This window comes from Streptomyces mirabilis (genome assembly GCF_039503195.1).
In the GTDB taxonomy this organism is placed as follows: Bacteria; Actinomycetota; Actinomycetes; order Streptomycetales; family Streptomycetaceae; genus Streptomyces; species Streptomyces mirabilis_D.
On record NZ_JBCJKP010000001.1, the window covers coordinates 837,746 to 864,114 of the forward strand.

Sequence of the window (26,369 nt, forward strand, 5' to 3'; positions counted from 1 at the left end):
ATGAAGATCGCCCTCGTCACTGGCACGTCGACCGGCATCGGTCTGGAAACCGCCGTACTCGCCGCAAAGGCGGGCTACGGGGTCGTCGCCACCATGCGGAACACCGCCAAGGCCGCGGCACTGCTCGAGCGGCTGCCCGACGCCGACGTCCGACAGCTCGACGTGACGGATCCGGACTCGGTCAGGGCCTGCGTCGACGGTGTGATCGCCGATCACGGACGGCTGGACGCGCTGATCAACAACGCCGGGGCCGGACACCTCGGCACCATCGAGCTGGAGAGCGTCGACGACGTCCGCGACGTCATGGAGGTCAACTTCTTCGGAGTCGTCCAGGTCACCAAGGCCGCGCTGCCGCACCTTCGCGCTGCCGAAGGGCGTCTGATCACGGTCACCAGCGTGGGAGGCGTGGTCGGCCAGCCGTTCAACGAGGCCTACTGCGCGGCCAAGTTCGCGGTCGAGGGCTGGATGGAGAGTCTCGCCCCGGTCGTCGGCAAGCTCGGTGTCGCGGTGAGCGTGATCGAGCCCGGCGCGGTGGCCACCGAGTTCGTCGCGAACGTGCGGGCCGACCGGGACGTCGAGGCCCTGGTCGCCGAAGCCGGGGACTACCAGTCGGTGATCAACAGCTATCTGGCCCGCACCCAACAGGCGTTCTCCGCGGCACAGTCGGCCCGGGAGTGCGCGGAGACCGTCGTGGGCGCGCTCACCGCCGTCGAGCCCCGGTTCCGCTACCAGAGCTCCGAGTCCGCGGCCGGCTTCACCGCGGTCAAGCTGGCCGACGCCGACGGCTCGGCCGTACAGGCCCTGACCACCTCCTGGCTCGGGGCGTGAGAGCTGCAGGTCGACGACCACCTTGTCCACGTCGGCTCCGGCGACCGCTCCAACATGCCGCCTCAAGTGATGGCGCGTCACCCACGGCGGACGCCGGGAGCCAAAGGCGCCGTAGAAGCCCCGTCGGCCTGCGAGCTGGTATCCGGACAGTCAGACGGTGCGCCTCAGTTACGGCTTCCCCAAGTCATGGTGACTTCGTGGTGAGCTGGGCATGATTCGTACATGACGTTGGCCTTGCGCGCCATGGCGCAACTGGCGAGTTGGCCGGACCTCACGGAGACACCGCCCAGCTGTGGCACGGGGCGGGCGCTGCGCACGGTCCACAACGAGATCGTCCACTTCCATACGGACCAGGACGTTGACCTGCACCTCACCGCCCGCGCCATCCGGCGTTTCGAAGACCACCTCAGGGGCGCGACCGCGGTCCGTCTGGTGCCCGGTTCGCGGTGGGTGACGATACACCTCGAAGTCGAGACGGACATGGATCTGCTGCTGACCCTGGTGAGCCTCGCTCTTCAGGCCCATCAGGCGTGGCCGGTTTCCCGCGATGCGCCGTCGGCCGAGTGCAATGATCACCACGACTTGGCGCTTCCGCGTGACCATTCCAGCGGAAGCTGAGGAGTACATCCTTCGGGCAGGGGACGTCGTGGCTGTCGAGACGCACGAGGAAGACGCCATCCGCGGAGTCGTCGAACGTCTCACGAGCGCCTACGACGAGACGTGTACGTCCGAGCAGCTCGAGGCGGCTGTAGCCACGGCTCACGCCGCCTTCAGTGAGCGGCCCGTGCGCGACTTCGTTCCGGTCCTGGTCGAACGCACGGTGCGCGCCCTCTTGAACGAGGCCGCGGGCTGACTTCGCGCTTCGCACGGCGAAACGCATCCTTGTGGCGGGTCTCGAGCTGTTCGCCGAGAAGAGGTTCAGCGGGACCTCGAGGAGAGCACGCGGACGACCCGACCGAAGGAGAACTGTCCGTAGCCGAAGGGACGTTGCGGTACTGGCAGCGGCCCCCTCACGGCGATCGCCGCACACGGCATCACCGCTTCCTGGATATCGTTCCGCGCGGTGGCCCGGCACCTGCCCGCCTAGTGGACCATGTACGCGCGTGACCCACGCGGTCGCGGCGGCAGTGCCGCCGTGCCCGGCCCCTACGTCATCGGTCGGCACGCGGCCGATGTGTGCCGCGGCGGCCGATGTGTGCCGCGCCGCAGAGGAGTTCGGGCACGGCCGTCCGGTCGCGTTGACCGGGCAGTCGCTGGGCGCGTACGTCGCCCTGCGCGGTGCCGCCGACAAGCCCGAGCTCTTCGACCGGCTGCTGCTCATGACGGCGGACCGCACCAAGCCCGAACCGACGCCCGCCCGGCCCCACCGCATGTCAGCCTGGGAGCAGTCGCTCACGCGTCCTTGCGGGTGCCGGGCTGATCGGAACTGCCGCCGAGGACTTTGTCGATGTAGGCCGCGAGTGAAGAGCACAGGCCTTCGGGCGTCATCTTCTGATCGTCGATCAGGTGCGCCACGAGGTCGGCGCGGATGGCGGCCAGCAGGGCGTGGGCGGTGAAATCCGCGTTGTGGACGCCGGGCACCTGTTCCAGTGCCGCACGGAGGATTTCGTGCCACCAGCCGTAGTGCTCGGCCTGGTAGGGGCTGCTGAGTCCGGCGTCCTCCGCGGCCGTCATCAGGTTGCGGTTCTCGATCTTGAAGCGCAGGGAGACGTCGAGGAGGTCCAGCACCCGCTGCCGCGGTGATGATCCGGCCGCGTCCTGCGCTTCCCGCACGGCTCGCTGCAGGGGGTCGAGACGGGAGGCGATCACAGCGCCGATCAGGCCGGCACGGTCGCCGAAGCGGCGGAAGAGGGTGCCCTTGCCCACACCCGCGGCCGCGGCGATGTCGTCCATCGACACGCTGTGAGGGCTGCTGCTGGCCGCGAAGAGGGCGTCGGCGGCAGCCAGGACGGCTTCTCGGTTGCGCAGGGCGTCCGCGCGTTCTGTGCGCTGGGCCACGGGGCCTCCTTGGTCTTCGGCCTGTCCCGGCCCCCGGAAATGATATGCGGTGGGTTCGCGTCAGTGGCGGCTCGCGCCCGCCTTGCGCCTCCCGCGCACAGGGGCTGCAGCCGAGCGTTCCGCGTGACGCGCAACGGGTCAGATCGTGCCGTCGAGCCAGTCGAAGGTACGCGCGACGGCCAGACGGAGGGCACCCGGGTGGCAGTGGGCGTCGCCGCCTTCCTCCTCGGTGAAGCCGAGAAGCGTCTTGGGTGCAGTGAGGTGCCGGTACAGCTTGCGCGGATCGGATTCCTCGGTGGTGGAGTAGAACAGGTCGTCGGTCACCTCGCAGACCAGCACGGGGCAGGTGGTTCCCGGCGCTCCCGTCCTTGAAGCTGTAGCGGGCGTCCTCGGCCAGGAACTCGCGGTTGTTCGAGGTCCTCGTGACGTAGCGGCCGTGGTCGAAGGCCCAGCGCGGGATCGGGCTCCGCGTGCCTCGGCCTCCAGGCGTTGCGTTCGGCGGTGGAGAGCCAGGCGTCGTGCCAGCCGTCGTAGTCGCCGGGAGTGACGCGGGAGGCGGTGGCGATGACTTCGCCGACGTCCGAGCCGCCGTAGGCGGCGAGACCCAGGGTGCGCAGGGTCTCGAACCAGAAGGGTGGATCGTCGTGGAACATCAGCTGTTTCATGACAACTCCCGTTCGGCGAAGGCGCGGAACGTGCCCGGAGGGCGGCCCGTGAGGCGCTGGACGGTGTCCGAGGTGCGGTCCTCCGCGCCGTCGGCGATGGCACGGTCCATGCCGGCCAGCATGGTGGCGAACTCCAGTGGTATCTCCGCCGCCCAGCGGTCGCGCAGCTGGTCGAACGTCAGATGCCGGTGCACGACGGGCCGGCCGCCGACCTCGGTGATGATCGCGGCGACGTCGTCGTAGCTCAGGGCCTGCGGACCGGTCAGGATCAGGTCGGTGTCGGGGGCCTGCTCGTCGGTCAGGGCGCGTACGGCGACGGCAGCGATGTCCTGCGCGTCGACGAACCCGACGCGGCCGTCTCCCGTGGCCGTCAGGACGACGCCGTCCTCGCGGATGCTGCGCGCGTGGGGGGTGAAGCCGGCGAAGTTCTGCATGAACCAGGACGGCCGCAGCACCGCCCACTGCTCGAACAGGCCGGGCAGGGCCTGGTGGACCTGTCCCACCGCAGGACCGCCCGCGGGGATCGCCGATGAGCTGAGCAGCACCGCGCGGTGCACGCCGGCCGATCGGGCCCGGCGGAGGAAGGGCAGCATGACCGCGGCCGGGTCCGAGGAGCCGATCGGCGGGATGAGATAGACGCGGTCGACGCCGTCGAGGGCCTGATCGAAGGTGGCGGGCTCGTTCCAGTCGAAGCGGACAGGCTCCGCACCCTCCACCGGGGTGGCGCTTCGGCCGGCCGCCTTGACGCGGTGGCCCTCGGCGATCAGCCCGGCGACGACACGGCTACCGGTGGTGCCGGTGGCCCCGATGACCAAGGTGGCACTGCGGGCGTTCATCAGTGGGCTCCTACGAAGTCGGCGCCGGGCTGCTGAACGGCGAGGGGGTTCCAGTAGTCGCGGTAGGAGGTGATGCGTCCGTCCCTGACCGTGACCACGGCGATGTAGGTCATGTCGAAGGGGCTGTCGGTCTCGACCAGGCGGCCGACTCCGCGCATCTCCACCACGATCGTCTCGGGGACGGTGGTCTGGTGAATCGTCACGTCGGGGAAGTCGTGGACGTCCACGTGGTCGGGGTAGTGGCGCATGTAGTCCCCGATGGCCTGCCGGCCCTCCAGCCGCTGGGGCCAGCCCTGGGGCGCGAAGGGGAACTCGAGGACGCCTGCCTCGTCCCACAGGTCCACCCAGCCGGGGACGTCCTTCTCCACCAGCAGTCGCAGACCGTGGCGGAACAGCTCAGCGGCCGTCATCGGCATTGCCATGATCAAGGTTTCCGTTCTGCTCGAAGACACGGCGATCCCAGCCCGTGGGGTACGGCCACTCGTCACGAGAAGCGCGCTATCCAGTGATGACGGTTCCCCGCGACGGGCCACTCGAATGAAAGCGGACCGACAGTCCGCATGTACCGCAGCATACGGACCGCCAGTCCGCTTCGCAAGCGTGAGCGCGACCGGTGACGCCGACGGGTCACGGAGGGGTGATACGGGGCGCCAGTGCGGCGGCGTCGAGTCCCGACAGTTCCTGCAACGACCGTCCGCGCGGCTCGATGCGGAAGAGGTACGTCACCAGGAAGCCGAGCGCGCTGGTGATCGCGCCTCCTGGCGTTCCCGGTCGGCACCGGTCACCGTCACGGGTCCACCCGCGAGTGCCCGACCGATCTCGCAGGCTTCCTCCTCGTGTCCGTTCCGGGCGAGCCAGCGCGGACTCTCCGGCACCGCGCGCCGCAGCCAGATGATCAGGAGGGCGGGCAGCACGCCGAACCCCAGCATGATCCGCCAGGAGTCGACCTCGGGCCGGACGTTGAGGACCACGACACCGACCACCGCGCCGAGCAGGATCCCCGCGGCCTGCAGACTGAACGCGCCCACCAACCTCCGCCCGCGGTTCTTGGACGGCAGGATCTCGGCGAGGCAGCCGGCGGCGATGGGGTGGTCGAGACCGACCGCCGGCCCCAGAGCGAATCTGCACGCCGCCGGCGACCAGGCGTCCCAGGCGAGGGTGCAGGGTGCACAGCACCGAGAAGACCACGAACACCCACAGGTCCAGCCGGAAGATCCGGCTTGCGGCCGATCCGGTCCCCCAACGGCCCCAGCAGCGCGGCGCCGCACATCGCACCGACGATCGCGGCGGCCGAGACCAGTTCCTGCAGCGCGGAACCGATCGTGAAGTCCTTGGCGACCAGCGGATCGGCCACCCCGATGATGAAGAAGTCGAAGCCGTCCAGCAGGATGCCCAGTCCCGCCAGCAGCCAGAACCGGACATGGAACCGGGACATCGGCGCGCCGTCCAGCGCCTCGCCCAGCGGCATGGCACGAACGGCGGCATGGTCGGTCGCCGTCGCGGAATCAAGACGTCTCTCACTCGAGCACGACATTCCAGGAATCCCCCGGGAGATCGTGCGGGAGCCGACCCGCCACCACCATCGCCACGGACAGGTGGCGGACCGCGACGCTCGAACGGGTCACCTCCCCTCCCCCATTCGACCGCCCGACATCCGCACGGCGGGGTCAGCCCTCCGACCAGCGGGATCCGCACGCGCGCGCCGGGGCATCTCGTCACACCGGGGATTCTCGTGAAGTTGAGGCGTTGTTCACCCGAACTCCGGGCGGCGGCCGGGACAGTACGGCATCAATCCATGTCAGTCCCCCAAGGAGTTGCGCCTGATGCCGAGCACCACGCCCGCCGAGGTCCGTACCACCCCAGCGGGCGGCAGAACCGCACCACGAGGCCACTCGTCAAGGTTGGACATCCAGGGGCTGCGCGCGGTGGCCGTCACGCTCGTGGTGCTCTCCCACGCCGGGGTGCCTCAGGTCAGCGGCGGATACGTCGGGGTCGACGTCTTCTTCGTGATCTCCGGCTTCCTCATCACGTCCCTGCTGCTGCGCGAACTCGCCACCACCGGCCGCTTGTCGGTCCGCACCTTCTACGCCCGCCGTGCGCTGCGGCTGCTGCCCGCGTCGTCCCTGGTCATCGCGGTCACGCTGGCCGGGTCATGGCTGTTCCTGTCGAAGGCGCGGCTCGCCGAGTACGCGGGCGACGCCCTCGGCAGCGCGCTGTACGCGGTCAACTTCCGGCTGGCGGCGGCCGGTACGGACTATCTCGCCCAGAACAGTCCGCCTTCGCCGTTCCAGCACTTCTGGTCGCTCGCCGTGGAGGAGCAGTTCTACCTGGTGTGGCCGCTGCTCCTGCTGCTCAGCTGGCGGGCCGCCCGCGGCCGGCGCCGACCGATCGCGCTGGTGCTCGGGGCGCTGTGCGTGGGGTCGTTCGTGGTCAGCGTCCTGGTGACGAACTCCTCGGCGCCCTGGGCGTACTTCGGCTCCCCCACCCGGGGCTGGGAGCTCGGCGCCGGCGCGTTGCCGGCGCTTGCCACGGCCCGGCTGGGACGGCTGCCCGCCGCCCTCGCGGTCCCGCTGACCTGGCTCGGCCTGGCCTGCGTCGCGCTGGCGGCGGTCTGGTACGACGACGAGACGCCCTTCCCGGGCTACCACGCCCTCCTGCCGGTCCTCGGCGCCACGCTCGTCCTGGCCGGCGGCTGCGCGCCCGCCTCGCACGGCGCGGGGTGGCTGCTCGGGCGGCGGCCGATGGTGTGGCTGGGCGGGCTCTCGTACGGCTGGTACTTGTGGCACTGGCCGCTGCTGGTCGTAGCCCCGGTGGCGCTGGGCCTCACGGACGGCACCGCCGGGGTGCCGCTCGCGCTCGGGCTGTGCGCGGTCGCGCTGGGCCTGGCCTGGCCGACGCTGCGCCTCGTCGAGAACCCGGTCCGCTTCCACCGGGCGTTCCGGGGACGGCCGAACCGGGCCCTGGCGCTCGGCGTCGGGCTGTCGGCGGGGGCGACGGTGCTGGCGCTGACGGCGGCGGCAGTCCCGCCGACGATCGAAGTCGGCGGCCCCGCGCCCGTACTGGCGCAGGAACTGGCCGGCGCATCGGACCCGCAGGCGCGGCTGGCCGAACTCCTGGCCGCGTCCTCCGGCAGCCTGCCGAACAACCTCGCCCCGGCCCTGCCGAAGGTGAAGTCCGCCCGGTCCGCGGTCTACCGGGACGGCTGCCACGTCGACTACGACAGCACGCGGAATCCGCCGTGCGTCTACGGCAACCGCGCGTCCTCACGGACCGTCGTGCTGTTCGGCGACTCCCACGCGGCCCAGTGGTTCCCGGCTCTGCAGGGCCTCGCGACCGAGCGCGGATGGAAGCTGGTCTCACTGACGAAGGCCTCCTGCAAGGTCGCCGGCGTGACCATCATCAACCGCCACAAGCCGTACACGGCCTGCGACACCTGGCGTTCCAACGCCGTGGCGAGGATCAACGCCCTTCACCCTGCCCTGGTGGTCGTCTCCTCCTCGGACGCGGGCGACCCCGCCGAGCCCGCCGACGACACCCTGCGGCAGTGGACCACCGGCTTCGAGGACACCTTCCGGGACCTCGGCACCTCCGGCGCCCATGTGGCCGCCCTGCTCGACACCCCATGGCCCAAGGGCGACCCGGTCGACTGCGCCGCCGACAACTCCCTGCAATTGCACGCCTGCGCGAACCACCTGCCGGGCGCGATCCACGATGCGACCCGCCAGTCCGCCATCCGCAGCGCCGCCGCCGTGACCGGCGCCACGGTCGTCGACCCCCGCTTCTGGGTCTGCGCGGTCCGCACCGGCATCTGCCCCGTCGTCGTCGCCAACACCGTCGTCTACCGCGACGAAAGCCACCTCTCCGAGGCTTACGCCGCGGCCCTCACCCCCGTCCTCGCCGACTCCTTGGGCCGCCTCGTCGGTTCGTCCTGAGCGCACGGGGCGATTGAAACCGTTCAATCGCCCCCGTCTCGGACGTGTCGGGCTCCACCCGAAGCACGTGCTCACCCGGAAGCTCAGCAAGAAAATCCCGCACACTCATTGACCTCCACCCCGCACGCCCCTACGTTCACCGCCGTGAATCGATTCATCGTTTCTACGTGAGGGGCCCCAATGATCAGCAGGAGGAACTTCCTGGCGGCATCGGCGGCCACAACGGCCGCGGCCGTCGCCGACACCGGATCAGCAGTGGCCGCAACGGCGTCCGCACCGGCCCGAACGGGTGCGTCACGCGGTGCCCTGCGCATCACCACGCCCACCGTCGAGTACGTTCAGCACCCCCTGGGCCTCGACGCGCAACACCCGCGGCTGAGCTGGCCGATGGCCTCGGACGATCCGGGGGTGCGCCAGAGTGCCTATCAGATCCGTGTCGCCTCCAGCGCATCGGGCCTCCCGCATCCGGATGTCTGGGACAGCGGGAAGGTCACCTCCGGTGAGTCCGTACTCGTCCCGTACGCGGGCCCCCAACTGAAGCCGCGGACGCGCTACTTCTGGTCCGTACGTGTCTGGGACGCCAAGGGCGACGCCTCCGCCTGGAGCGCGGCGGCATGGTGGGAGACGGGCCTCATGGACGCCGCGCAGTGGTCGGCGGAATGGGTCTCGGCCCCTCCGGCTCTCACCGACGCACCGTCGCTGGAGGGCAGCGCCTGGATCTGGTTCCCCGAGGGCGAACCGGCCAACAGCGCGCCCGCGGCCACCCGTTGGTTCCGTCGCACCCTCGATCTCCCGGACGGCGTCACGGCGGCGGCCCTGGCCATCACCGCCGACAACGTGTACGCCGTTTCCGTGAACGGCACCGAGGTGGCCCGTACCGACCTGGCGACGGACAACGAGGGCTGGCGCCGGCCGGCCGTGCTCGACGTCCTCGCTCAGGTGCGCTCCGGGAAGAACGTCCTCGCGGTCTCGGCGACGAACGCGACCGAGGGACCCGCCGGTCTGGTCGCCGTTCTCGTCCTGCACACGGCGACCGGCGAACAGCGGATCGTCACCGACGACTCCTGGAGGTCGACGGACAAGGAGCCCGCCGCCGACTGGCGCGAGGCGGACTTCGACGACAGCGGCTGGCCGGCGGCGAAGGAGGCCGCCGCCTGGGGAGCCGGGCCTTGGGGGCGGGTCGTCCCGGCGTCGTACGCGGCCAACCAGCTGCGCCACGAGTTCAGGCTCCCGGGCAAGAAGGTGGCCCGCGCCCGCCTGTACGCCACGGCTCTGGGCCTGTACGAAGCCCACCTCAACGGCCGCCGCGTGGGCCGCGACCAGCTTGCTCCCGGCTGGACGGACTACCGCCAACGCGTCCAGTACCAGACGTACGACGTCACTACGCTCCTGCGGCCCGGGGCCAACGCCGTGGGCGCGTACGTGGCCCCGGGCTGGTACGCGGGCAACGTCGGTATGTTCGGACCCCATCAGTACGGCGAACACCCCGCGCTGCTCGCGCAGTTGGAGGTCGAGTACACCGACGGGACGAGTGAGCGCGTCGTCTCGGGCACGGACTGGCGGGCCGCCTCCGGACCGATCGTCTCCGCCGACCTGCTGGGCGGCGAGACGTACGACGCGCGCAAGGAGACCTCCGGCTGGACCTCACCCGGCTTCGACGACCGTACCTGGCTCGACGTCCGCGCCGCGGGCGACGCCGCTCCCGGCCTGATCGTCGCGCAGGTGGACGGCCCGGTCCGGGTTGCCGGGGAACTCACGGCAAAGACGGTGACCGAACCAGAACCGGGCGTCTTCGTCTTCGATCTCGGCCAGAACATGGTCGGATCGGTACGGCTGCGCGTCTCGGGCGAGGCGGGAACGACCGTACGTCTGAGGCATGCCGAGGTGCTCAACCCCGACGGCACCCTCTACACCGCGAATCTGCGCACCGCCTCGGCCACCGACACGTACACCCTCAAGGGCGGCGGCGAGGAGACGTACGAGCCGCGCTTCACCTTCCACGGGTTCCGCTACGTCGAGGTGACCGGGTTCCCCGGCACTCCCCCGGCGACGGCCGTGACCGGCCGCGTCATGCACACCTCCGCGCCCTTCACCCTCGACTTCGAGACCGACGTCCCGACGCTCAACAAGCTGCACAGCAACATCACTTGGGGACAGCGCGGCAATTTCCTGTCCATCCCGACGGACACACCCGCGCGCGACGAGCGCCTGGGGTGGACGGGCGACATCAACGTCTTCGCACCCACGGCGGCGTACACGATGGAATCGGCCCGCTTCCTCACCAAGTGGCTCGTGGACCTGCGCGACGCACAGACTCCGGAGGGCGCCTTCACGGACGTGGCACCCATGGTCGGCACGGTCGGCAACGGTGTCGCCGGATGGGGCGACGCGGGCGTCACGGTCCCCTGGTCCCTGTACCAGGCGTACGGGGACCGACAGGTCCTGGAAGATGCCTGGCCCTCCATCCAGGCCTGGCTGAAGTACCTGGAGAAGAACAGCGACCACCTGCTGCGGCCGGCCGGCGGTTACGGCGACTGGCTGAACGTCTCCGACGAGACTCCCAAGGACGTCATCGCCACCGCTTACTTCGCGCACAGCGCCGACCTCGCGGCCCGCACGGCCAAGGAGCTCGGCAAGGACTCCGCCCCCTACCTCGACCTCTTCGAGCGCGTCCGCGCCGCTTTCCAGAACGCCTACGTCACCGCCGCGGGCAGGGTGAAGGGCGACACGCAGACGGCCTATGTCCTCGCCCTGTCGATGAACCTGCTGCCGGAGGGGCTGCGCAAGGCGTCGGCCGACCGCCTCGTCGCGCTCATCGAGGCCAAGGACTGGCACCTTTCGACGGGCTTCCTCGGCACACCCCGGCTGCTGCCCGTCCTCACCGACACCGGCCACACCGACGTCGCCCACCGGCTGCTTCGGCAACGCTCCTTCCCCAGCTGGGGCTACCAGATCGACAAGGGCTCCACCACGATGTGGGAGCGCTGGGACTCCATCCAGCCCGACGGCAGCTTCCAGACCCCGGCCATGAACTCCTTCAACCACTACGCGTACGGCTCGGTGGGCGAGTGGATGTACGCCAACATCGCCGGTATCTCGGCGGGCCGGCCCGGCTACCGCGAGATCGTCATACGCCCCCGCCCGGGCGGCGACGTCACCTCCTCCCGCGCCACGTTCACCTCCGGCTACGGCCCGGTCTCCACGCGGTGGCGGCAGCGATCCGGCGAGTTCGTCCTGAGCTGCGCCGTGCCTCCCAACACGACCGCGGAGGTGTGGGTCCCCGGGGAAGACCCGGACGCGGTGACCCACACCCACGCGACGTTGCTGCGGACGGAGGCCGGCTGCGTGGTGTACCGGGTCGGCTCCGGCGAGCACCGCTTCACGACGTAACGGGCACGCGGACCTGCCCGTGGCTCGGGAACCGCGGGCGGGTGTGTGTCCGTGAGACTGCTCCACCTTTCCGTGCGGCAGGACGCGCGCGTGCCCAGTCACCAATAGTGGCGGCGACCACCGACAGCGTGTCCGGCAGCCCCGAGGATCCACAGGACGAGTCCGATGACCGCAAGGATCACGCCGATCGTCCAAAGAATGCTGATGCCCGTGACGAAACCGACGACGAGCAGAATGATGCCGAGGACAAGCATGGCAACCTCCCGCAATGAGCCCCCCTCGTGCCCTCCGTGTACCACCGCAGGGCAACTCCTAACGCGGTCGCGGCAGGCGATTAACGCGGTTGCGGCAGGCGATCGGGGGAGCTCTCCGACTCCTGCGGCGGGGGTGGGCTCTTCGCGGGTACGAGTTCGGTGAGCAGGAGCGTACGGTCGTCCGCTCCGTCGTTGGTGGCCGACGTGCCGCGCAGCAGCCGCCGGCACAGCGACTCCAGGGTGTCCGGGCCGGTGACGCGGTCGGGGTCCTCGCCGTCCGTGTCGAGAAGGCCCGCGAGGCGGGCGATGCCCTGGTCGATGTCGGTGTGGCGGGACTCGACCAGGCCGTCGCTGTAGAGCAGGAGCAGCACCGGGTCGGGCACGTGCAGAACGGTGGGTTCGTACGTCCCCATGCCGAGTCCGAGGGGCAGACCCGGGCTGGTGAGAGTGACCGGCCCGGTTTGTCCGCCCGGATCGCGGATCAGCGGCGGCGGATGGCCGGCTCCGACAAAGGTGCAGATACGGCGCCTCGCGTCCCATTCGGCGTACATGCACGTGGCGAAGGAAGCTCCCGGTGTGTCACAGGCGAGCGCGTCGAGACGGTGCATCAACTCGGCCGGGCTGATGTCCAGCCCCGCCAGGGTACGGACGGCGGTGCGCAGCTGGATCATGGCGACGGCCGACTCCGGACCGTGCCCCATGGCGTCCCCGACGATCAGACTGACGCGGCCTCCCGACCGGGGCAGTACGTCGAACCAGTCACCGCCGATGATGTTGTCATGCCCGGCGGGGAGGTAGCCGTGGGCGATACGGCATCCCTCGAACACCTGCTCGGTGGCGGGGAGCAGGCTTCGGCGGATGGCGAGTGCCGTACGGCGTTCGCGTTCGTACCGGCGCGCGTTGTCCAGGGCCACGCAGGCGCGCGCCGCCAGCGACTCCACGGCCTCGGCTTCGGCGGGCAGGAAGGGCGCCCGGTCCGGGCCGCGCGTGCAGGCGACGAATCCGACGGCGATACCACGTAGATGCAGCGGGACGACGAGGAAGGAAGCCGTGCGCAGGAGGACGTCCATGCGGGCGTCGCCGCCGCCGGAGGTGCTGAGCCGCGCGGACGTATGGGCGTCGACCGTGTCGAGCAGTTGCGTCTCAAGAGTGGCGGTGGCACGTGTGTAGGGCGTCCCGCGTGGAAAGACGATGACCTCGCCGACCGGCAGCAGCCCCTCCCAGTCCTCCGGCGCGTCCGTTCCGATGCGCAGCGCGAGTCGACGGGCCTCGATCTGGGGTGGTTCCGCGGAGGCGTACGCGTTCTCCTCCAGCAGCCAGCGCTCCAACAGGTAGACGGAGGCCGCGTCGCAGAACCCGGGCGTCAGCGCGTCGACGACATGGCTGCCGGTCAGGCGCAGGTCGAGTTCCGAGCCGATGGCGTCGGCCGCGGGGGAAAAGACCGGCCGGCGGGGTGAACGCGCGGCGGCGGGTTCGTCGTCCATGGGACAGTGCGCTTCGTTCCGCAGGGTTGTGCCTTTCCGGTGGGGCGCGACTCCGGCAGCGTGGCCTGGGCATCGTCCCGCCACACATGGTCGGCAACTATATGATGGAGCGTCAAGATCACGGACATGACAGGGAGTTGAGTTGGCCGACAACGACGGTCTCCCGCAGGGGATCGATCCCGACAAGGCGAGCGTTGCCCGGATGTACGACGCGATGCTCGGCGGACAGCACAATTTCCCCATAGACCGGGAGGCGTTGGCGGCCTTCACGGCGATCGACCCCCAGGTGCGCACGCTGGCGCGGGCCAATCGCGCCTTTCTCGGCCGGGCCGTGCGTTTTCTGATCGAGGTCGGGGTACGGCAGTTCATCGACCTCGGATCGGGCATCCCGACACAGGGCAACGTGCATGAGGTGGCCCAGGCGGCCAGCCCGGACGCCCGGGTGGTCTACGTGGACAGCGACCCGGTGGCCGTGGCCCACAGCACCGCCCTGCTCGCCGACAACCCCGGCGCGGACATCGTCGACGCCGACATCCGCCGGCCGGCCGACATCCTGTCGTCCCCGCAGGTGCGGAAACTGATCGACTTCGAGCAGCCCGTCGCGGTGCTGATGATCACGATCCTGCACTTCATCACGCCCGAGGAGAACCCCGCCGGCATCGTGGCCGCGTTCCGGGACGCCCTCCCGGGGGGAGCTGGCTGGCGCTCACGCATGCGACGAACCAGGATCGCCCGGACACGGCCGCCGCCGTGGGGCAGCTGTACCGGTCCAAGGCCACGTCACCGGTGACCGCCCGCTCGCACGGCGAGATCCGGGATCTCTTCAACGGCTTCGACCTCGTGGAGCCCGACCTCGTCTACGTACCCCTGTGGCGCCCGGCCCCTGACGACCACGTCCCGGAGAACCCGTCGGAGTACTGGGTGTACGCGGGCGTCGGTCGCAAGCGGGCGTGACGGGACCAAAGGCCGGGCGTCAGAGTGGGTCCGACGACAGGTCGCGACGTCGGTCGGACATGGGCGGCGTGTCCTTGTCACCGTCTGCGTGTGACGTCCGGTCGACGGGAGGGGTCCACCCGGCGCTCGCATGGTTGGGGGCATGGGGACCGAGGACTTCGGCGACCGCCGCGGACACGTGTTGCCGGAGCGGGTCGGGAAGCGGATCGCCATTGACGGCGGCGACCAGGTCTTCGGCGACATGGTGGACTTTGGTGTTGGCGTGCTGGGACACCTCGACCAATACGTTCCAGGCGTCGGCGGCGCTCAGGCCGAACGAGGCCATCAGGACTCCCCGGGCCAGATCGATGACCGGCCGGGTCTGCATGGCCCGTTTGAGCTGGACGACTTCGGTGCGCAGGTCCTGCTCGGCGTCGTCGCTCAACCCGTCCTCCTTGTGCGCTCAGTCGTTCTTGCCGGGATGCCCGTCACGGCCGTCGGCGGTCCGCCGATCGACCGCGTAGGGGCTTCGCACAGCGAGCGCTGGAGTTGGTGCTCGGTGTCGATGTCACCGGAGATCCCGACGGCCGCCCGCCCACCCGCCGAACGTGCCACGACCTTCAGAAGCCGGCCAAAGCCTTCGCTGCCGACCTGGACGGAGAGTGGACGTTCGTGCATGGCAGTCGCTCCTGGGGCATCCGCCTATCTCACTACTCCAAGCGTCGACCTTCGGATCCTCACACGTCAAGAGATACAGGAACTTTCTTTCACCCTTTTGAATGCGCGAATGCCGAGCCGTATCCTCGAGACATGGGTGAAGTACCGCAGGGACATACCGGCTGGACCTTTCTCACCAACCACGCCCGAGTGCTGGCCGCGATCTCCAGGGATCAGGGAACCCGTATTCGCGACATCGCCGCACGGTGCCGACTCACCGAGCGCGCCGTTCAGAAGATCATTTCCGATCTGGAACAGGACGGCTACCTCACCCACACCCGCCAGGGCCGCTGCAACGTCTACCACATCGAACCGGGGACCATCCTCCGGCACCCGGCGGAGGCCGGGTTGAGCGTAGAGGGCTTGCTGACCCTCCTCGACCAGCACGAGGCACGGCGCGACGGCAGGCCCGAGCCCGAGCACCACTCGCTGGCGTTCGACCGTCCCGCTCGGCACGCGACGGACTGACCTCCGCGGCCGGAACGAGAGCTGCGGCCAACCGGCGTGTCGCCGGGGGCTGTTGAGGGAGCCGGACATCGACGCCGTCACCGACCCCGCGCTGCGTGACCTGACCATCGCGGGCGTGGCCAAGGACCCCGGACGCCGCGAGCGCCGTACCGGACCCGCGTCAGTGGCCGCGCACCGCCGACCCCAGCGGCCAGGGCTTCGGACCTCACCGAGCCGGGGTGGACTCAGCAGATCGCCGCCCCGGAGACCCTCCGGCATCCGGACACCTTCGCCACTCAGGCCGCTCCGCCGCCGTCTCCTCACCACCCGTATCCGCCCACACGGGTGGACGCCGCACAGCCGCCGCCCCACGACAGGACCGTCGAAGCCCGGCCGTCCGACGCGGGGACCGTGGCACACGTACCCGCCGGACCCTTCTCCGGAAACGCGTCCGCGGTCAAGGAAACCGATCCGCTCGGCCCGCGTCGAAGCCCTGCGGTGCGGCGCCGGGGGCCCGACCCGGGGGAAGAGGCCCCGGTTGACATGCCCCCTGGGCATGGCAGGGTTGAGGCAGTGACAAAACGACCACAAGCTGCGTGCTGGGAGGCGGCTGACATGGTCAACGTCGGCTTGTGGGTCCGGGTCCAGGCCAAACCCGGCAGGGAGAGGGACCTCGCGGAGTTTCTGACCGGCGCTCGGGCCGTCGTCGAGGATGAACCCGAAACGGTGGCGTGGTTCGCCGTGCAACTGGACGAGTCCACCTTCGCCATCTTCGACGCGTTCCCCGACGACGCCGGCCGCCGGGCCCACCTGGTCGGCGGCGTGGGCAAGGCACTCTCGGAAAAGGGACCCGAACTGCTCCGTGAACCGCCCTCCATCGAGTACGTCGGCGTGCTCGCGAGCAAGCTCCCCGGCCGCGCGTAATCCCGCGGCCCATGGGGCCCCCGGGCCCTGTGCCCGGAGGAATACGTGACCGGTTACGTGACGACTCCGCAGGCAGGCTCGGGAGTTGGGTGTCCCTCCTGGTGGCAGGGAGTCCGCCGGCAGGTTGCGTGGGCGCTTGCTCGCAGGCATATCTCGCGCAGGACGGGCGGCTCCGGCTCGGTCATCGGATCCTGGTCGGTCAGATCTCGCAGTTGATCTCTACGTCGGTCCCCTGCTCGCCGTCGCAGTCGTCCCTACCGGTGTTGCCGTTGAGGAGATCGGCGTTGGGGCCGCCCCTGAGGATGTCGTCCCCGGCTCCCCCGTCGATCGAGTCGCCCCCGCCCACTCCCGGGACGCTCCGGGTGTTCTGGTCGATGTTGTCGCCGAACAGCAGGTCGTTGCCACCGCGCCCGTAGATCACATCGCGCCCGACGGTCGCCCCGGTGGCGTCCCCCAGGGAACTGTCGCCGACGATGAGGAACTCCCCCGCGCTTCCTCCCGCGATCCGGTCGTTGCCGGAGCCGACCGCGGTGCCCCCGGAAGCGGAGTGGTCCCCGATCGCGATCGTGCCGCCGTCCTCGCCGAGGTCGATGACGTCGTCACCGCCGGCCCCACTCGCGTTCCCCGAGACCGCGACGCTGTCGCCCGTCGCGTCACCCAACTCCCCGGGCCCCTCCAGGAGTACGTCGTCACCGGCCCCCGAGGCGCCGAAGAATCCCAAGGCGTCCCCGATGAGGCTGTCATTGCCGTCGCCGCCCTCGAGATGGTCGTTCGCACCCCCGGAGGCGGTGTCGCCCCTGCTGTCACCGACCATGCTGTCGTCTCCGGGGCCGCCGAACAGGCGGTCGGCCGAGGCGCCGACCGCGGCGCCCTGCTGAGCGGAGTTGTCGCCCACCAGAGTGTCGTTCCCGGCACGCCCGAACAGCAGGTCCCGGCCTGTGGCGGCGTTCACGGCTCCGGTGGCGCCGAAATTGTCGCCGATCAGGCTGTCGTCACCGTCTCCGCCGTCGAGGGAGTCGGCACCCGGTCCACCGATGAGACGGTCGTCCCCGCCCAGACCGCAGATCAGGTCGTTGCCACCGCGGCCGTCGATGACGTCGGCGCCCGCGGTACCGATGATCACGTCCGGCCCCGGTGTCCCGCTGGTGCCCGTGGCCGTCGCCGGGCCGGCCGAAACAGGTGAGCACCCGCACGGCGGCCTGCGCCTCCCGCGCTCCTACGAGGGCGGTCGCCGCGAGGACGACGACACTGCAGGACAGGACGCCCAGACGCCCCGGTCCCTTCCGACGGTTCTCCGGCACGGATGCTCCACGGGGGTCGTCGCGATGACCTGACGCGGGATCCCTTCCAGGGCGCGTCGCCCGGAGCAGCCCGGCCGGGGTCGTTTTCATCCTTTCAGTGGCGTGGCGCACCTGGGGTTGCACGGCACACCGGCCGGACATAGTGACCGGTACAGCCCCCCTCGGCTTGTACGACAAGAGTATGAACGTGATTACAGATGGTTAATCTTCTCATCACATGATGAACCCGCTCAAAGGAGGCACTCGTGACCACATCGTCGCAGCCACGGGTATCGGGTCTGGAAATCCGCTCCATCGACTACGTCCCCCTCGACGAGCGGCACGGAAAACTCTGGCACCTGGGGCCTCTGTGGTTCATGTCCAACGCGCAGATCGCCACCCTGGCGGTAGGGCTGATCAGCATCACCGAGGGCGGCAACCTCATCTGGTCGCTGATCGCGATCGCCGCGGGCACCATCCTCGGCACGTTCTTCATGGCCTTCCACTCCGCGCAGGGCCCGCAGCTGGGACTGCCGCAGATGATCCAGTCACGGCCGCAGTTCGGCTACGTCGGGGCTCTGCTCGTATGGCTGTTCGCCTATGTGCAGTACGCGGGGTTCAACGTCTTCAACACGATCCTGGCCGGTGAGGCCCTGCACACCACAGTGCACGGCGGCGTCAAGCTGTGGGTCGTCGTGGTCACACTCGTCGGGTTCGTCATCGCGCTGGTGGGCTACGACGTCATCCACCGCGCCGAGCGGATTCTCACCTACACCTTCCTGGTCGTCTTCGGGATCTTCACCGTGGGCATCCTGCTCACCCTGCACTATCCCCCGGGCTCCTTCGACCTCGGCGGCTTCCAGTGGACCCCGTTCCTCGCGCAGTTCGGCGTGGTCGCCGGATACCAGATCAGCTGGGCCATCTACGTCTCGGACTACTCCCGCTACCTCCCGCCGGACGTGACCGTCCGCAAGACCTTCTACTGGACGTACTTCGGGTCGGCGCTCGGCGGCATCTGGCTGATGTGCCTCGGGGCTCTGCTCGCCGCGTGGGCGGGCAAGGACTTCGAGACCGTCCGCTCGATCAACGCGGCGGGCGACAAGGTCTTCAGCGGCTTCGGCGCGATCGTCCTGCTGTTCTCCGCCCTGGGCCTGATCTCGGTGACCGCCCTGAACATGTACGGCGGGTCCCTCACACTCATCAGCGCGATCGACTCGTTCAAGAGAGTGCGGCCGACCGTCGCCGTACGGCTCGTGACGATCGGCCTCACCGCGGCGCTCTCCGTGGTGGGGGCACTGGCCTCCACCGCCCATTTCCTCGAGAACTTCAACAACTTCCTGCTGTTGGTGCTCTACCTGTTCATTCCGTGGACCGCCGTGAACCTCATGGACTACTACGTGGTGCGCCGCGGCCACTACGCGGTCGCCGAGATCTTCAACCCGCACGGCATCTACGGCCGCTGGGGCTGGCACGGCATCATCGCCTACCTGGTCGGCTTCGCGGTCATGGTGCCGTTCTTCTCCGTCGGCACGCTCTTCGTCGGACCCGCCGCCCACGCGCTCGGCGGTGCGGACATCGCCCTGTTCATCGGGCTGCCCGTCTCCGCGGTGCTCTACTGGCTGCTCACCCGGTCGATCGACGTCGATGCCGAGGCCCGCCTGGCCGAGGCGGAGATCGCGACGCTGGAATCGGCGGCCCATGAGCACCGAGAGCCATGACCTTGCCATGGACGCCGACCTTGCGATGGGCGCCCGGAGCTACGGGCCGGGAACCGCAGGGCACTTTTATGCGTCCTGTCCGTCTTGCGGAGTGACGGCCGCCGCTCGGGGCGCGAACAACAGCAAAGGGTGATCATGAGGCGGAGACGGGTGCTCGCCGCAGTCGTGGTGTTTCCGGTGGCTTTCGTGGGGTGGATCGCCTGGACGGTCTTCACGGCCCTCACCGCCGACCCGATGACCCAGGTGGAAGCCGCCTCGTGCGAGGACGCCCTGCGCTACGCGGACCAGGACGGGCTGCCCAAGGGGGCTCAAGACGCGAAGTGCACCGTCCGCGCCTGGCTGGACACGGAATACCGGGCCCGATTCACGATCACACGAGCGGATCTGGACGCGTGGCTGAAGGAGGCCTATCCCGGCACCCGTCTCACGTCGGAGTACTGCTCCGGGACACCGGTGGACGTCTGCGCTCACATCGATCTGCACCCTGAAGCCGAAGGCGGGGCGATGGCGGTAGACATCACCGTGCAGTACGGCGAGGACTCGACAGCGGTCGTCGATTTCTCGGCGTACGACGTGTGACGCAGCCGACGCCGCCTTCCGCACGAGCGGTTGCCACTGCCCTTCCGCCCCGACCGACCTGTGCGGTCACAGAACTAGACCGCCGCGAGCATCGGCGCGACCAGACCTCGCGCCCACTCGCCGGACGCGGGCTCCCCGCTGAAGATCGCGCGGTAGTACAGCGGACCGAGCAGTCCGTCGACGGCCCGCTCCACGCTCGGCACCTTGCCTCCTCGAGCTCGCTCCCGCTCGATGATCGCCCCGAGCTGAGCGTGCCGGTCGGCCGTGCAGGCGCTGCCGCCCTCCGGGCCCGAGCCGATCGTCGCCCGCATCAGGGCGAGGACGTCGGGATCGGCGAGGTCGGTGGCGACATCGCCCGTCCACCGCTCCAGGTCACCCACCAGAGAGCCGGTGTCCGGCACCACGACGTCGCCACTGAACCGACTCGTGGCGACGTCGGCCAGGAGCTGCGCCACTGAACCCCACCGCCGGTACACCGTGGTCGCGTGCACGCCGGCGCGCGCCGCGATGGCGGGAATGGTCAGCGCCTCGGCCGGCTCATCGGCGAGCAGTTCCCCGACCGCGCGGTGAACGGCCGCGCGTACCCGCGCGGATCGGCCGCCGGGACGGGGTTGGACTGTTGCTTCGGTCATGCGGAAATTATCGCACTGATCGCTGCGTTAGGGGAGAACTGCTAACGCAGCGATCACTGCATTCGGAGAGAGCGCATGCCTGACGTATCCACGTCCCACAAGAAGGTCCCGTCGGCCTCAGCCCCAGGTGGCCCGCCGTCCGGTCGTGTGCGGCGGGGGCTGAGCCGACCGGTGGCCTTCGCCTCCATCGCGGCCGTCTTCGTCCTCTTCATGGCCGCGTCCAGCGCGCCGTCGCCGCTCTACGTCATCTACCAGCACGAGTGGAGCTTCTCGGCGACCACGCTGACCACCGTTTTCGCGGTGTACGTCGTAGGAATGATCGGGGCACTCCTGGTGCTCGGCGCGCTGTCCGATCACATCGGCCGCCGACCGGTCCTGGCATCGGCCATCGCCCTCGAAGCGTTGGCGATGGCACTGTTCATCGTCGCCGACGACGTCTCGATCCTTCTGACAGCCCGCTTCGTCCAGGGCATCGCCACCGGCGCGGCCATGACCACGCTCGGGGCGACCCTCGTCGATCTCAACCCGCCCCACGCACCGCACCGCGCCGGCGTCATCACCGGTGCGGCCCCCACGTTCGGGCTGGGCCTCGGTGCACTGGGCTGTGGTGTCCTCGCGGAGTACGGGCCGCACCCGACCCGACTGGTCTACGTGCTGCTGCTCGCGGCTCTGGTCCTCGCCGGTCTGCTCATCGCCCTCATACCCGAGACGGCACAGCGCCGGCCCGGCGTCGTACGGTCGCTCCAGCCGCGCCTCGGCGTCGCTCCGCGGCTGCGCACGGACCTGATGGCACTCGTCCCGATCCTGGTGGCGAGCTGGGCACTCGGCGGACTGTATCTCTCACTCGGTCCGTCAGTGGCCGCCAACCTGTTCGGCCTGTCCAGCCATGTCATCGGCGGCCTCGTGGTCACCCTGCTCTGCGTGCCCGCCTCGATCACGGCGTTCGCGCTGCGCGGCTGGCCCACCGAGCGCACGCTCGCCCTTTCGGCCACCTTGCTGCTGCTCGGCACGGCCGTGGGTCTGGGCGGCGTGGAGGCGAACTCGCTCACCATGGCCGCGTCCGGCACCGCCCTCGCGGGAGTCGGCTTCGGCGGCTCGGCTCTCGCCAGCTTCGGCACTCTGGCCCGGATCGCCGAGCCGGCCGAGCGGGGCGAACTGTTCGCGGTCGCGTTCGTGATCTCCTACCTGGCCTTCAGCATCCCGGCCGTGGTCGCAGGGATCGCCGCCACGAACGTCGGCCTGCACGAGACCTCGGTCGTCTACAGCGCGGCCGTCATCGCCTTCAGCGCCCTCGCGCTCGCCGCCCAACGGCTCCGCACGGGACGGGCCAGGAACACCGGCCAGTGCGGCCGGCCCGCCACGGCCCACCACTAGAGAAACCCCGACACGGACACCCTCACCACCCATCCATGACGGGTGGCGGGCACACGAAGCCCCCGGCAGGCACAGAGGCCCACTGCCGGGGAGCTTTGATTTCCAGACGAACGACACGACCGCGCCCAGGACCGTCGTCACCACCGATGCCCGCGACGGCATCGGCGCGGAAGGTCAGCGGTCGGCGATGTCCTCGCGCAGGCCGTCGGAGAATTCCCACCATGACAGCGGAAGCCAGTCGCCGTTGACGAAGCCGTCGACCGTAGCGCCTCGGCCGCGGACCGTCACGGTCGTTCCCGGCGGGTAGGTGGTGCCGGACAATCCCGGCACGGGAACAAGCAGCGTTCCCAGTCGCTGTGCTGACATCTTTCGGCCTCCCTCTCCACTGCATTTCTCTGCACGGCACCGGGCAGTTATTCACATCGACGGTACCGGCTTGTCCGATCGCCCAGGACGGAGAATCATGAGAGATGGGTCACGCGGAGAATGTGGGCGGGGGCGTGGACATCACATACATGCGTCACCGAGCGGAGGTGGCAGCCGTGAAGGCCGTCGTTTACAAAGGGCCGTTCAGCGTTGCGGTCGAAGAGGTTGAAAAGCCCAGCATCCAGCATCCGAACGATGTGATCGTACGGGTCACTTCCACCGCGATATGCGGATCCGATCTGCACATGTACGAGGGCCGTACCGCCGCCGAGCCCGGCATCGTCTTCGGCCACGAGAACATGGGAATCATCGAAGAACTCGGCCAGGGCATCACCTCGCTCAAGGAGGGCGACCGTGTGGTCATGCCCTTCAACGTCGCCTGCGGGTTCTGCATGAACTGCGTCGAGGGATTCACCGGTTACTGTCTGACCGTCAATCCCGGTTTCGCGGGCGGCGCGTACGGATACGTCGCCATGGGCCCCTGGAAGGGCGGCCAGGCCGAATACCTGCGCGTACCGTTCGCCGACTTCAACTGCCTGAAGCTGCCGCCGGGAAACGAGCACGAGAGTGATTTCATATTGCTCGCCGACATTTTCCCCACCGGATACCACGGTTGTGAGCTCGCCCAGGTCCGCCCGGGCGAGAGCGTCGCGGTGTACGGCGGAGGGCCTGTCGGACTCATGGCCGCCTACTCGGCTCTGCTGCGCGGCGCGAAGAAGGTCTTCGTCGTGGACCGGGTCCCCGAACGGCTGCAGAAGGCCGCGGAGATAGGCGCGGTTCCGATCAACTTCTCCGAGGGCAACCCGATCGAGCAGATCAAGGACCAGACGGACGGCATCGGCACGGACAAGGGCATTGACGCCGTCGGCTACCAGGCGACAGGGCACGGCACGGACCGCGAAGAACCGGCGACCGTCCTGAACTCGCTCGTCGGCACGGTTCGAGCCACCGGAGCGCTGGGCGTGCCCGGCCTCTATGTGCCCTCCGACCCCGGCGGCCCGGACGAGCAGGCCAAGCAGGGCAAGCTCCTCGTCTCGATCGGCAAGCTCTTCGAGAAGGGCCTGCGGATGGGGACGGGACAGTGCAACGTGAAGCGCTACAACCGGTACCTGCGCGACATGATCATCGGGGGCAGGGCGAAGCCCAGTTTCGTCGTCTCCCACGAACTGCCCCTGGATCAGGCACCGTCGGGCTACGACAAGTTCGACAAGCGGATCGAGGGCTACACGAAGGTGATACTGCACCCGTAGCCCTGCGGACCGCGGCCTCCGGCCACTGCCGCTCGCCGGCTGTCGCGATGTGATGTCCTGCCAGATGCGCCGGGAGTTTCCCGGCGGGCAGGGAACGTCGGCGGACGGTGCGTCAGTGAGCCTGGCCCCGCCACTCCCCATGCGTGAGGTCGCTTTCGGCGACGGGAGCCAAGGCGGTGAACCCCCTCCGCTCGCGCACCGGACGACGGCGGGCCCCGGCGGAACAGAATCCGCCGGGGCCCGCCACCCGGGTACGTACGACCGGTGACCCGCGTCAGTCCGTGCCGGACTCCATCGCGGCGCGGTCCAGCATCGTCTCCTCGTCCGTGGCCTCGCCCCGCGAGGCGATCACCTCGGCGCCACCCTCGTCCATGGCGCCGATCAGACCGGTCGAGGCCGCCTGCGCGGCGCCGATCGGCGTCGGGTGGTCGCTGCCGACCAGGCCCAGGCCCGCGTACTGCTCGAGACGGGCACGGGAGTCGGCGATGTCCAGGTTCCGCATGGTGAGCTGGCCGATGCGGTCCACCGGGCCGAACGCCGAGTCCTCGGTCCGCTCCATGGAGAGCTTGTCCGGGTGGTAACTGAGCGCCGGGCCCCGGGTGTCGAGGACCGAGTAGTCCTCGCCGCGGCGCAGCCGCAGGGTCACCTCGCCGGTGATCGCCGTGCCGACCCAGCGCTGCAGCGACTCGCGCACCATCAGTGCCTGCGGGTCCAGCCAACGGCCCTCGTAGAGCAGCCGGCCCAGCCGCCGACCCTCGTTGTGGTACGCGGCCACGGTGTCCTCGTTGTGCACCGCGTTGACCAGACGCTCGTAGGCGATGTGCAGCAGCGCCATGCCGGGGGCCTCGTAGATGCCGCGGCTCTTGGCCTCGATGATCCGGTTCTCGATCTGGTCGGACATGCCGAGGCCGTGCCGGCCACCGATCGCGTTGGCCTCCATGACGAGGTCGACCGGGGAGCCGAACTCCTTGCCGTTGACGGTGACCGGACGGCCCTGGTCGAAGCCGACCGTCACGTCCTCCGTGGCGATCTCCACCGACGGGTCCCAGAACCGCACGCCCATGATCGGGTCGACCGTCTCGATACCGGTGTCGAGGTGCTCCAAGGTCTTGGCCTCGTGCGTGGCGCCCCAGATGTTGGCGTCCGTGGAGTACGCCTTCTCCGTCGAGTCCCGGTACGGCAGCCCGTGCGCGAGCAGCCACTCCGACATCTCCTTGCGGCCGCCGAGCTCCGTGACGAAGTCCGCGTCCAGCCAGGGCTTGTAGATCCGCAGGTGCGGGTTGGCGAGCAGCCCGTACCGGTAGAACCGCTCGATGTCATTGCCCTTGAACGTGGAGCCGTCGCCCCAGATCTGCACCCCGTCCTCGAGCATGGCCCGCACCAGCAGCGTGCCGGTCACGGCACGCCCCAGCGGCGTGGTGTTGAAGTACGGGCGCCCGCCCGACCTGATGTGGAACGCGCCGCAGGCGAGCGCGGCCAGCCCCTCCTCGACCAGCGCGGCACGGCAGTCGACGAGCCGGGTGATCTCGGCGCCGTACGCGGTGGCACGGCCGGGCACGGACGCGATGTCGGGCTCGTCGTACTGACCGATGTCGGCGGTGTACGTGCACGGGACCGCGCCCTTGTCGCGCATCCAGGCGACGGCGACCGAAGTGTCGAGCCCGCCGGAGAAGGCAATGCCGACGCGCTCGCCGGTGGGGAGGGAAGTGAGGACCTTGGACATGGCAAAATTATGCAACATCTCGCATGGTCATGCAAGGCCACTCTGCCGACGGTCAGGCGTCCCGCCGACGAGGAAGTGACCGAGACCACAAAGAAAACGATGCCGTTTCGATAGCACCGGAGCTACGCTGATGCCATCGAAGTGAACGAAACCGTTTCGTTCATGGGGAGTGCGGTGGCGGACACCCGACCCACGTCGGCGGGCGCGCCCCCACCCTCACGAAGGGCGCCCGTCATGACCTCCGTACTCGTCGTGCACAGCCAGTCCCTGCACCGGCTCGGTCTGCACATGCTGCTGGCGGCCGAGGCCGACCTGACCGTCGTCGGCCAGGCGACGAGTGGCACCGAAGCGGTCCCCATGAGCGCCGCGCTCGGTCCCGACGTCGTCGTGATGGGTGACCACGCAGCCGATCCGAACGGCGTCGAAGCCATCCGTCGCATCACCCGGCCCCTCACCCCGCTTCCGGCGCCCGAGCCCGTCAGAGCCGGCGGGCGCCCCCCGCGCGTACTGGTCCTGACCCCCAGCGGCCACGAGGGGTACGCCTACGCGGCACTGCGCGCCGGAGCCGGTGGGTTCCTCCCCCAGGACGCCACCCCCGACGAACTGGCCGCGGCCGTCCGTATCGTGGCCGCCGGAGACGCCGTCACCACTCCCAGCGTCACCCGTGCGCTCATCGACGCCGTCCGCCAGGAGCGCCCGGCCCGCACCCCCGAGCAGGAAACAGGGCTCGACATGCTCACCGAGCGGGAACGCGACGTCCTCACCGCCGTCGCCTCCGGCTGGTCCAACGCCGAGATCGCCACGCGGCTGTCCATCGCGCCGACCACCGTCAAGTCACACGTCAGCCACATCCTCGCCAAGATCGGGGCCCGCGCCCGCGTACAGGCGGTGGCCTTCGCCTACGAGTCGGGCCTGGTGCGACCGGCCGCCTGACGCCGACCCCCACCGCACGGCCGGCGACTCCGCGAGCAGGTCCGGG

Annotated in this window: 25 protein-coding genes and 3 pseudogenes; 13 read left to right on the top strand and 15 right to left on the bottom strand. The window is 69.7% G+C overall.

Annotated features, from left to right (window positions below):
• The 3 genes from AAFF41_RS04375 to AAFF41_RS04385 all read left to right on the top strand — a co-directional run bounded on the left by AAFF41_RS04375 (nucleotide 1) and on the right by AAFF41_RS04385 (nucleotide 1,681).
• Entirely contained in the window at nucleotides 1-828 is an 828-nt protein-coding gene (locus AAFF41_RS04375) for an SDR family oxidoreductase (protein WP_343323502.1), read from the top strand.
• Between the two features lie 222 nt (nucleotides 829-1,050).
• On the top strand, nucleotides 1,051-1,446 hold the full coding sequence (locus AAFF41_RS04380; protein ID WP_319751966.1) for a luciferase domain-containing protein: 396 nt from the start codon (nucleotides 1,051-1,053) through the stop codon (nucleotides 1,444-1,446).
• A gap of 28 nt (nucleotides 1,447-1,474) precedes the next feature.
• Complete coding sequence (locus AAFF41_RS04385) at nucleotides 1,475-1,681, top strand: three-helix bundle dimerization domain-containing protein (protein ID WP_343323503.1); 207 nt, start codon at nucleotides 1,475-1,477, stop codon at nucleotides 1,679-1,681.
• A 539-nt stretch (nucleotides 1,682-2,220) separates the two neighbouring features.
• Here AAFF41_RS04385 and AAFF41_RS04390 read toward each other — a convergent pair.
• From AAFF41_RS04390 to AAFF41_RS51450, 7 genes and pseudogenes are all read right to left on the bottom strand, one after another.
• Entirely contained in the window at nucleotides 2,221-2,826 is a 606-nt protein-coding gene (locus AAFF41_RS04390) for a TetR/AcrR family transcriptional regulator (RefSeq protein WP_343323504.1), read from the bottom strand.
• A gap of 138 nt (nucleotides 2,827-2,964) precedes the next feature.
• Nucleotides 2,965-3,150: a hypothetical protein gene (locus AAFF41_RS04395; RefSeq protein ID WP_343323505.1), complete on the bottom strand. Its 186-nt coding sequence runs from the start codon at nucleotides 3,148-3,150 to the stop codon at nucleotides 2,965-2,967.
• Nucleotides 3,147-3,491, bottom strand: a complete 345-nt coding sequence (locus AAFF41_RS04400) for a hypothetical protein (RefSeq protein ID WP_343323506.1) — start codon at nucleotides 3,489-3,491, stop codon at nucleotides 3,147-3,149. Before AAFF41_RS04400 ends, AAFF41_RS04395 begins: the two co-directional genes overlap by 4 nt.
• Nucleotides 3,488-4,327: an NmrA family NAD(P)-binding protein gene (locus AAFF41_RS04405; RefSeq protein WP_319751970.1), complete on the bottom strand. Its 840-nt coding sequence runs from the start codon at nucleotides 4,325-4,327 to the stop codon at nucleotides 3,488-3,490. The genes AAFF41_RS04400 and AAFF41_RS04405 overlap by 4 nt, the downstream gene beginning before the upstream one ends.
• Complete coding sequence (locus tag AAFF41_RS04410) at nucleotides 4,327-4,749, bottom strand: nuclear transport factor 2 family protein (RefSeq protein WP_343323507.1); 423 nt, start codon at nucleotides 4,747-4,749, stop codon at nucleotides 4,327-4,329. The genes AAFF41_RS04405 and AAFF41_RS04410 overlap by 1 nt, the downstream gene beginning before the upstream one ends.
• Before the next feature lie 300 nt (nucleotides 4,750-5,049).
• Nucleotides 5,050-5,595 (bottom strand): MFS transporter, encoded by a 546-nt coding sequence (locus AAFF41_RS04415; RefSeq protein ID WP_343323508.1) that lies wholly within the window; start codon nucleotides 5,593-5,595, stop codon nucleotides 5,050-5,052.
• Nucleotides 5,550-5,861: pseudogene (locus AAFF41_RS51450) on the bottom strand (hypothetical protein); the annotation flags it as partial. The gene AAFF41_RS04415 and the pseudogene AAFF41_RS51450, both read right to left, overlap by 46 nt.
• Before the next feature lie 289 nt (nucleotides 5,862-6,150).
• Here AAFF41_RS51450 and AAFF41_RS04420 point away from each other — a divergent pair.
• The gene (locus AAFF41_RS04420; RefSeq protein WP_343323509.1) at nucleotides 6,151-8,259 is read left to right on the top strand and encodes an acyltransferase family protein; all 2,109 of its coding nucleotides are present in this window, start codon (nucleotides 6,151-6,153) and stop codon (nucleotides 8,257-8,259) included.
• Between the two features lie 180 nt (nucleotides 8,260-8,439).
• Nucleotides 8,440-11,649, top strand: coding sequence for an alpha-L-rhamnosidase (locus AAFF41_RS04425; RefSeq protein ID WP_319751974.1), 3,210 nt, complete (start codon nucleotides 8,440-8,442; stop codon nucleotides 11,647-11,649).
• Nucleotides 11,650-11,747: 98 nt separating this feature from the next.
• Here the strand turns inward: AAFF41_RS04425 and AAFF41_RS04430 are convergent, their stop codons facing one another.
• The gene (locus AAFF41_RS04430; RefSeq protein WP_319751975.1) at nucleotides 11,748-11,903 is read right to left on the bottom strand and encodes a DUF6131 family protein; all 156 of its coding nucleotides are present in this window, start codon (nucleotides 11,901-11,903) and stop codon (nucleotides 11,748-11,750) included.
• 80 nt (nucleotides 11,904-11,983) lie between these two features.
• Nucleotides 11,984-13,387 carry a PP2C family protein-serine/threonine phosphatase gene (locus AAFF41_RS04435; protein WP_319751976.1) on the bottom strand — a complete coding sequence of 468 codons (1,404 nt, stop codon included), beginning with the start codon at nucleotides 13,385-13,387 and terminating at the stop codon, nucleotides 11,984-11,986.
• 142 nt (nucleotides 13,388-13,529) lie between these two features.
• On the opposite strand from AAFF41_RS04435, the pseudogene AAFF41_RS04440 reads away from it, so the two are divergent.
• Nucleotides 13,530-14,341: pseudogene (locus tag AAFF41_RS04440) on the top strand (SAM-dependent methyltransferase).
• Nucleotides 14,342-14,360: 19 nt separating this feature from the next.
• Here the strand turns inward: AAFF41_RS04440 and AAFF41_RS04445 are convergent.
• On the bottom strand, nucleotides 14,361-14,765 hold the full coding sequence (locus tag AAFF41_RS04445; protein WP_319751978.1) for an ANTAR domain-containing protein: 405 nt from the start codon (nucleotides 14,763-14,765) through the stop codon (nucleotides 14,361-14,363).
• Nucleotides 14,766-15,130: 365 nt separating this feature from the next.
• Here AAFF41_RS04445 and AAFF41_RS04450 point away from each other — a divergent pair, with 365 nt between their 5' ends.
• Complete coding sequence (locus tag AAFF41_RS04450) at nucleotides 15,131-15,505, top strand: helix-turn-helix transcriptional regulator (RefSeq protein WP_343323510.1); 375 nt, start codon at nucleotides 15,131-15,133, stop codon at nucleotides 15,503-15,505.
• Between the two features lie 594 nt (nucleotides 15,506-16,099).
• Complete coding sequence (locus AAFF41_RS04455) at nucleotides 16,100-16,408, top strand: putative quinol monooxygenase (protein WP_319751981.1); 309 nt, start codon at nucleotides 16,100-16,102, stop codon at nucleotides 16,406-16,408.
• A gap of 199 nt (nucleotides 16,409-16,607) precedes the next feature.
• Here the strand turns inward: AAFF41_RS04455 and AAFF41_RS04460 are convergent, their stop codons facing one another.
• A complete protein-coding gene (locus AAFF41_RS04460) occupies nucleotides 16,608-17,222 on the bottom strand; it encodes a calcium-binding protein (RefSeq protein WP_343326249.1) in 615 nt (204 codons plus the stop codon).
• 72 nt (nucleotides 17,223-17,294) lie between these two features.
• Nucleotides 17,295-17,537 (bottom strand): annotated as a pseudogene (locus tag AAFF41_RS51455) (calcium-binding protein); the annotation flags it as partial.
• Nucleotides 17,538-17,954: 417 nt separating this feature from the next.
• Here AAFF41_RS51455 and AAFF41_RS04470 point away from each other — a divergent pair.
• Both AAFF41_RS04470 and AAFF41_RS04475 read left to right on the top strand, forming a co-directional pair.
• Nucleotides 17,955-19,406: a purine-cytosine permease family protein gene (locus tag AAFF41_RS04470; protein ID WP_319751985.1), complete on the top strand. Its 1,452-nt coding sequence runs from the start codon at nucleotides 17,955-17,957 to the stop codon at nucleotides 19,404-19,406.
• Between the two features lie 135 nt (nucleotides 19,407-19,541).
• Complete coding sequence (locus AAFF41_RS04475; RefSeq protein ID WP_319751986.1) at nucleotides 19,542-19,985, top strand: hypothetical protein; 444 nt, start codon at nucleotides 19,542-19,544, stop codon at nucleotides 19,983-19,985.
• A gap of 74 nt (nucleotides 19,986-20,059) precedes the next feature.
• Here the strand turns inward: AAFF41_RS04475 and AAFF41_RS04480 are convergent, their stop codons facing one another.
• Complete coding sequence (locus AAFF41_RS04480; protein ID WP_319751987.1) at nucleotides 20,060-20,617, bottom strand: TetR/AcrR family transcriptional regulator; 558 nt, start codon at nucleotides 20,615-20,617, stop codon at nucleotides 20,060-20,062.
• A gap of 75 nt (nucleotides 20,618-20,692) precedes the next feature.
• Between AAFF41_RS04480 and AAFF41_RS04485 the strand changes: the two genes are divergently transcribed.
• Nucleotides 20,693-21,991 (top strand): MFS transporter, encoded by a 1,299-nt coding sequence (locus AAFF41_RS04485; protein WP_319751988.1) that lies wholly within the window; start codon nucleotides 20,693-20,695, stop codon nucleotides 21,989-21,991.
• Between the two features lie 174 nt (nucleotides 21,992-22,165).
• Here the strand turns inward: AAFF41_RS04485 and AAFF41_RS04490 are convergent, their stop codons facing one another.
• The gene (locus AAFF41_RS04490; protein ID WP_060896721.1) at nucleotides 22,166-22,357 is read right to left on the bottom strand and encodes a hypothetical protein; all 192 of its coding nucleotides are present in this window, start codon (nucleotides 22,355-22,357) and stop codon (nucleotides 22,166-22,168) included.
• Nucleotides 22,358-22,533: 176 nt separating this feature from the next.
• On the opposite strand from AAFF41_RS04490, the gene AAFF41_RS04495 reads away from it, so the two are divergent.
• Complete coding sequence (locus AAFF41_RS04495) at nucleotides 22,534-23,667, top strand: glutathione-independent formaldehyde dehydrogenase (protein WP_343323511.1); 1,134 nt, start codon at nucleotides 22,534-22,536, stop codon at nucleotides 23,665-23,667.
• Between the two features lie 274 nt (nucleotides 23,668-23,941).
• On the opposite strand, the gene argG is transcribed toward AAFF41_RS04495, so the two are convergent.
• A complete protein-coding gene (gene argG, locus AAFF41_RS04500) occupies nucleotides 23,942-25,390 on the bottom strand; it encodes an argininosuccinate synthase (protein ID WP_075029507.1) in 1,449 nt (482 codons plus the stop codon).
• 234 nt (nucleotides 25,391-25,624) lie between these two features.
• Here argG and AAFF41_RS04505 point away from each other — a divergent pair, with 234 nt between their 5' ends.
• Nucleotides 25,625-26,323, top strand: coding sequence for a response regulator transcription factor (locus AAFF41_RS04505; RefSeq protein ID WP_319751990.1), 699 nt, complete (start codon nucleotides 25,625-25,627; stop codon nucleotides 26,321-26,323).
• The last annotated feature ends 46 nt before the right edge of the window (nucleotides 26,324-26,369 follow it).

Coding starts and splice junctions, on each gene's coding strand:
- AAFF41_RS04450 (WP_343323510.1), top strand. CDS start 15,131: ATGGGTGAAGTACCGCAGGGACATACCGGCTGGACCTTTCTCACCAAC.
- AAFF41_RS04400 (WP_343323506.1), bottom strand. CDS start 3,491: ATGAAACAGCTGATGTTCCACGACGATCCACCCTTCTGGTTCGAGACC.
- AAFF41_RS04425 (WP_319751974.1), top strand. CDS start 8,440: ATGATCAGCAGGAGGAACTTCCTGGCGGCATCGGCGGCCACAACGGCC.
- AAFF41_RS04430 (WP_319751975.1), bottom strand. CDS start 11,903: ATGCTTGTCCTCGGCATCATTCTGCTCGTCGTCGGTTTCGTCACGGGC.
- AAFF41_RS04420 (WP_343323509.1), top strand. CDS start 6,151: ATGCCGAGCACCACGCCCGCCGAGGTCCGTACCACCCCAGCGGGCGGC.
- argG (WP_075029507.1), bottom strand. CDS start 25,390: ATGTCCAAGGTCCTCACTTCCCTCCCCACCGGCGAGCGCGTCGGCATT.
- AAFF41_RS04480 (WP_319751987.1), bottom strand. CDS start 20,617: ATGACCGAAGCAACAGTCCAACCCCGTCCCGGCGGCCGATCCGCGCGG.
- AAFF41_RS04380 (WP_319751966.1), top strand. CDS start 1,051: ATGACGTTGGCCTTGCGCGCCATGGCGCAACTGGCGAGTTGGCCGGAC.
- AAFF41_RS04460 (WP_343326249.1), bottom strand. CDS start 17,222: ATGGTCGGTGACAGCAGGGGCGACACCGCCTCCGGGGGTGCGAACGAC.
- AAFF41_RS04490 (WP_060896721.1), bottom strand. CDS start 22,357: ATGTCAGCACAGCGACTGGGAACGCTGCTTGTTCCCGTGCCGGGATTG.
- AAFF41_RS04405 (WP_319751970.1), bottom strand. CDS start 4,327: ATGAACGCCCGCAGTGCCACCTTGGTCATCGGGGCCACCGGCACCACC.
- AAFF41_RS04455 (WP_319751981.1), top strand. CDS start 16,100: ATGGTCAACGTCGGCTTGTGGGTCCGGGTCCAGGCCAAACCCGGCAGG.
- AAFF41_RS04485 (WP_319751988.1), top strand. CDS start 20,693: ATGCCTGACGTATCCACGTCCCACAAGAAGGTCCCGTCGGCCTCAGCC.
- AAFF41_RS04435 (WP_319751976.1), bottom strand. CDS start 13,387: ATGGACGACGAACCCGCCGCCGCGCGTTCACCCCGCCGGCCGGTCTTT.
- AAFF41_RS04410 (WP_343323507.1), bottom strand. CDS start 4,749: ATGGCAATGCCGATGACGGCCGCTGAGCTGTTCCGCCACGGTCTGCGA.
- AAFF41_RS04505 (WP_319751990.1), top strand. CDS start 25,625: ATGACCTCCGTACTCGTCGTGCACAGCCAGTCCCTGCACCGGCTCGGT.
- AAFF41_RS04475 (WP_319751986.1), top strand. CDS start 19,542: ATGAGGCGGAGACGGGTGCTCGCCGCAGTCGTGGTGTTTCCGGTGGCT.
- AAFF41_RS04375 (WP_343323502.1), top strand. CDS start 1: ATGAAGATCGCCCTCGTCACTGGCACGTCGACCGGCATCGGTCTGGAA.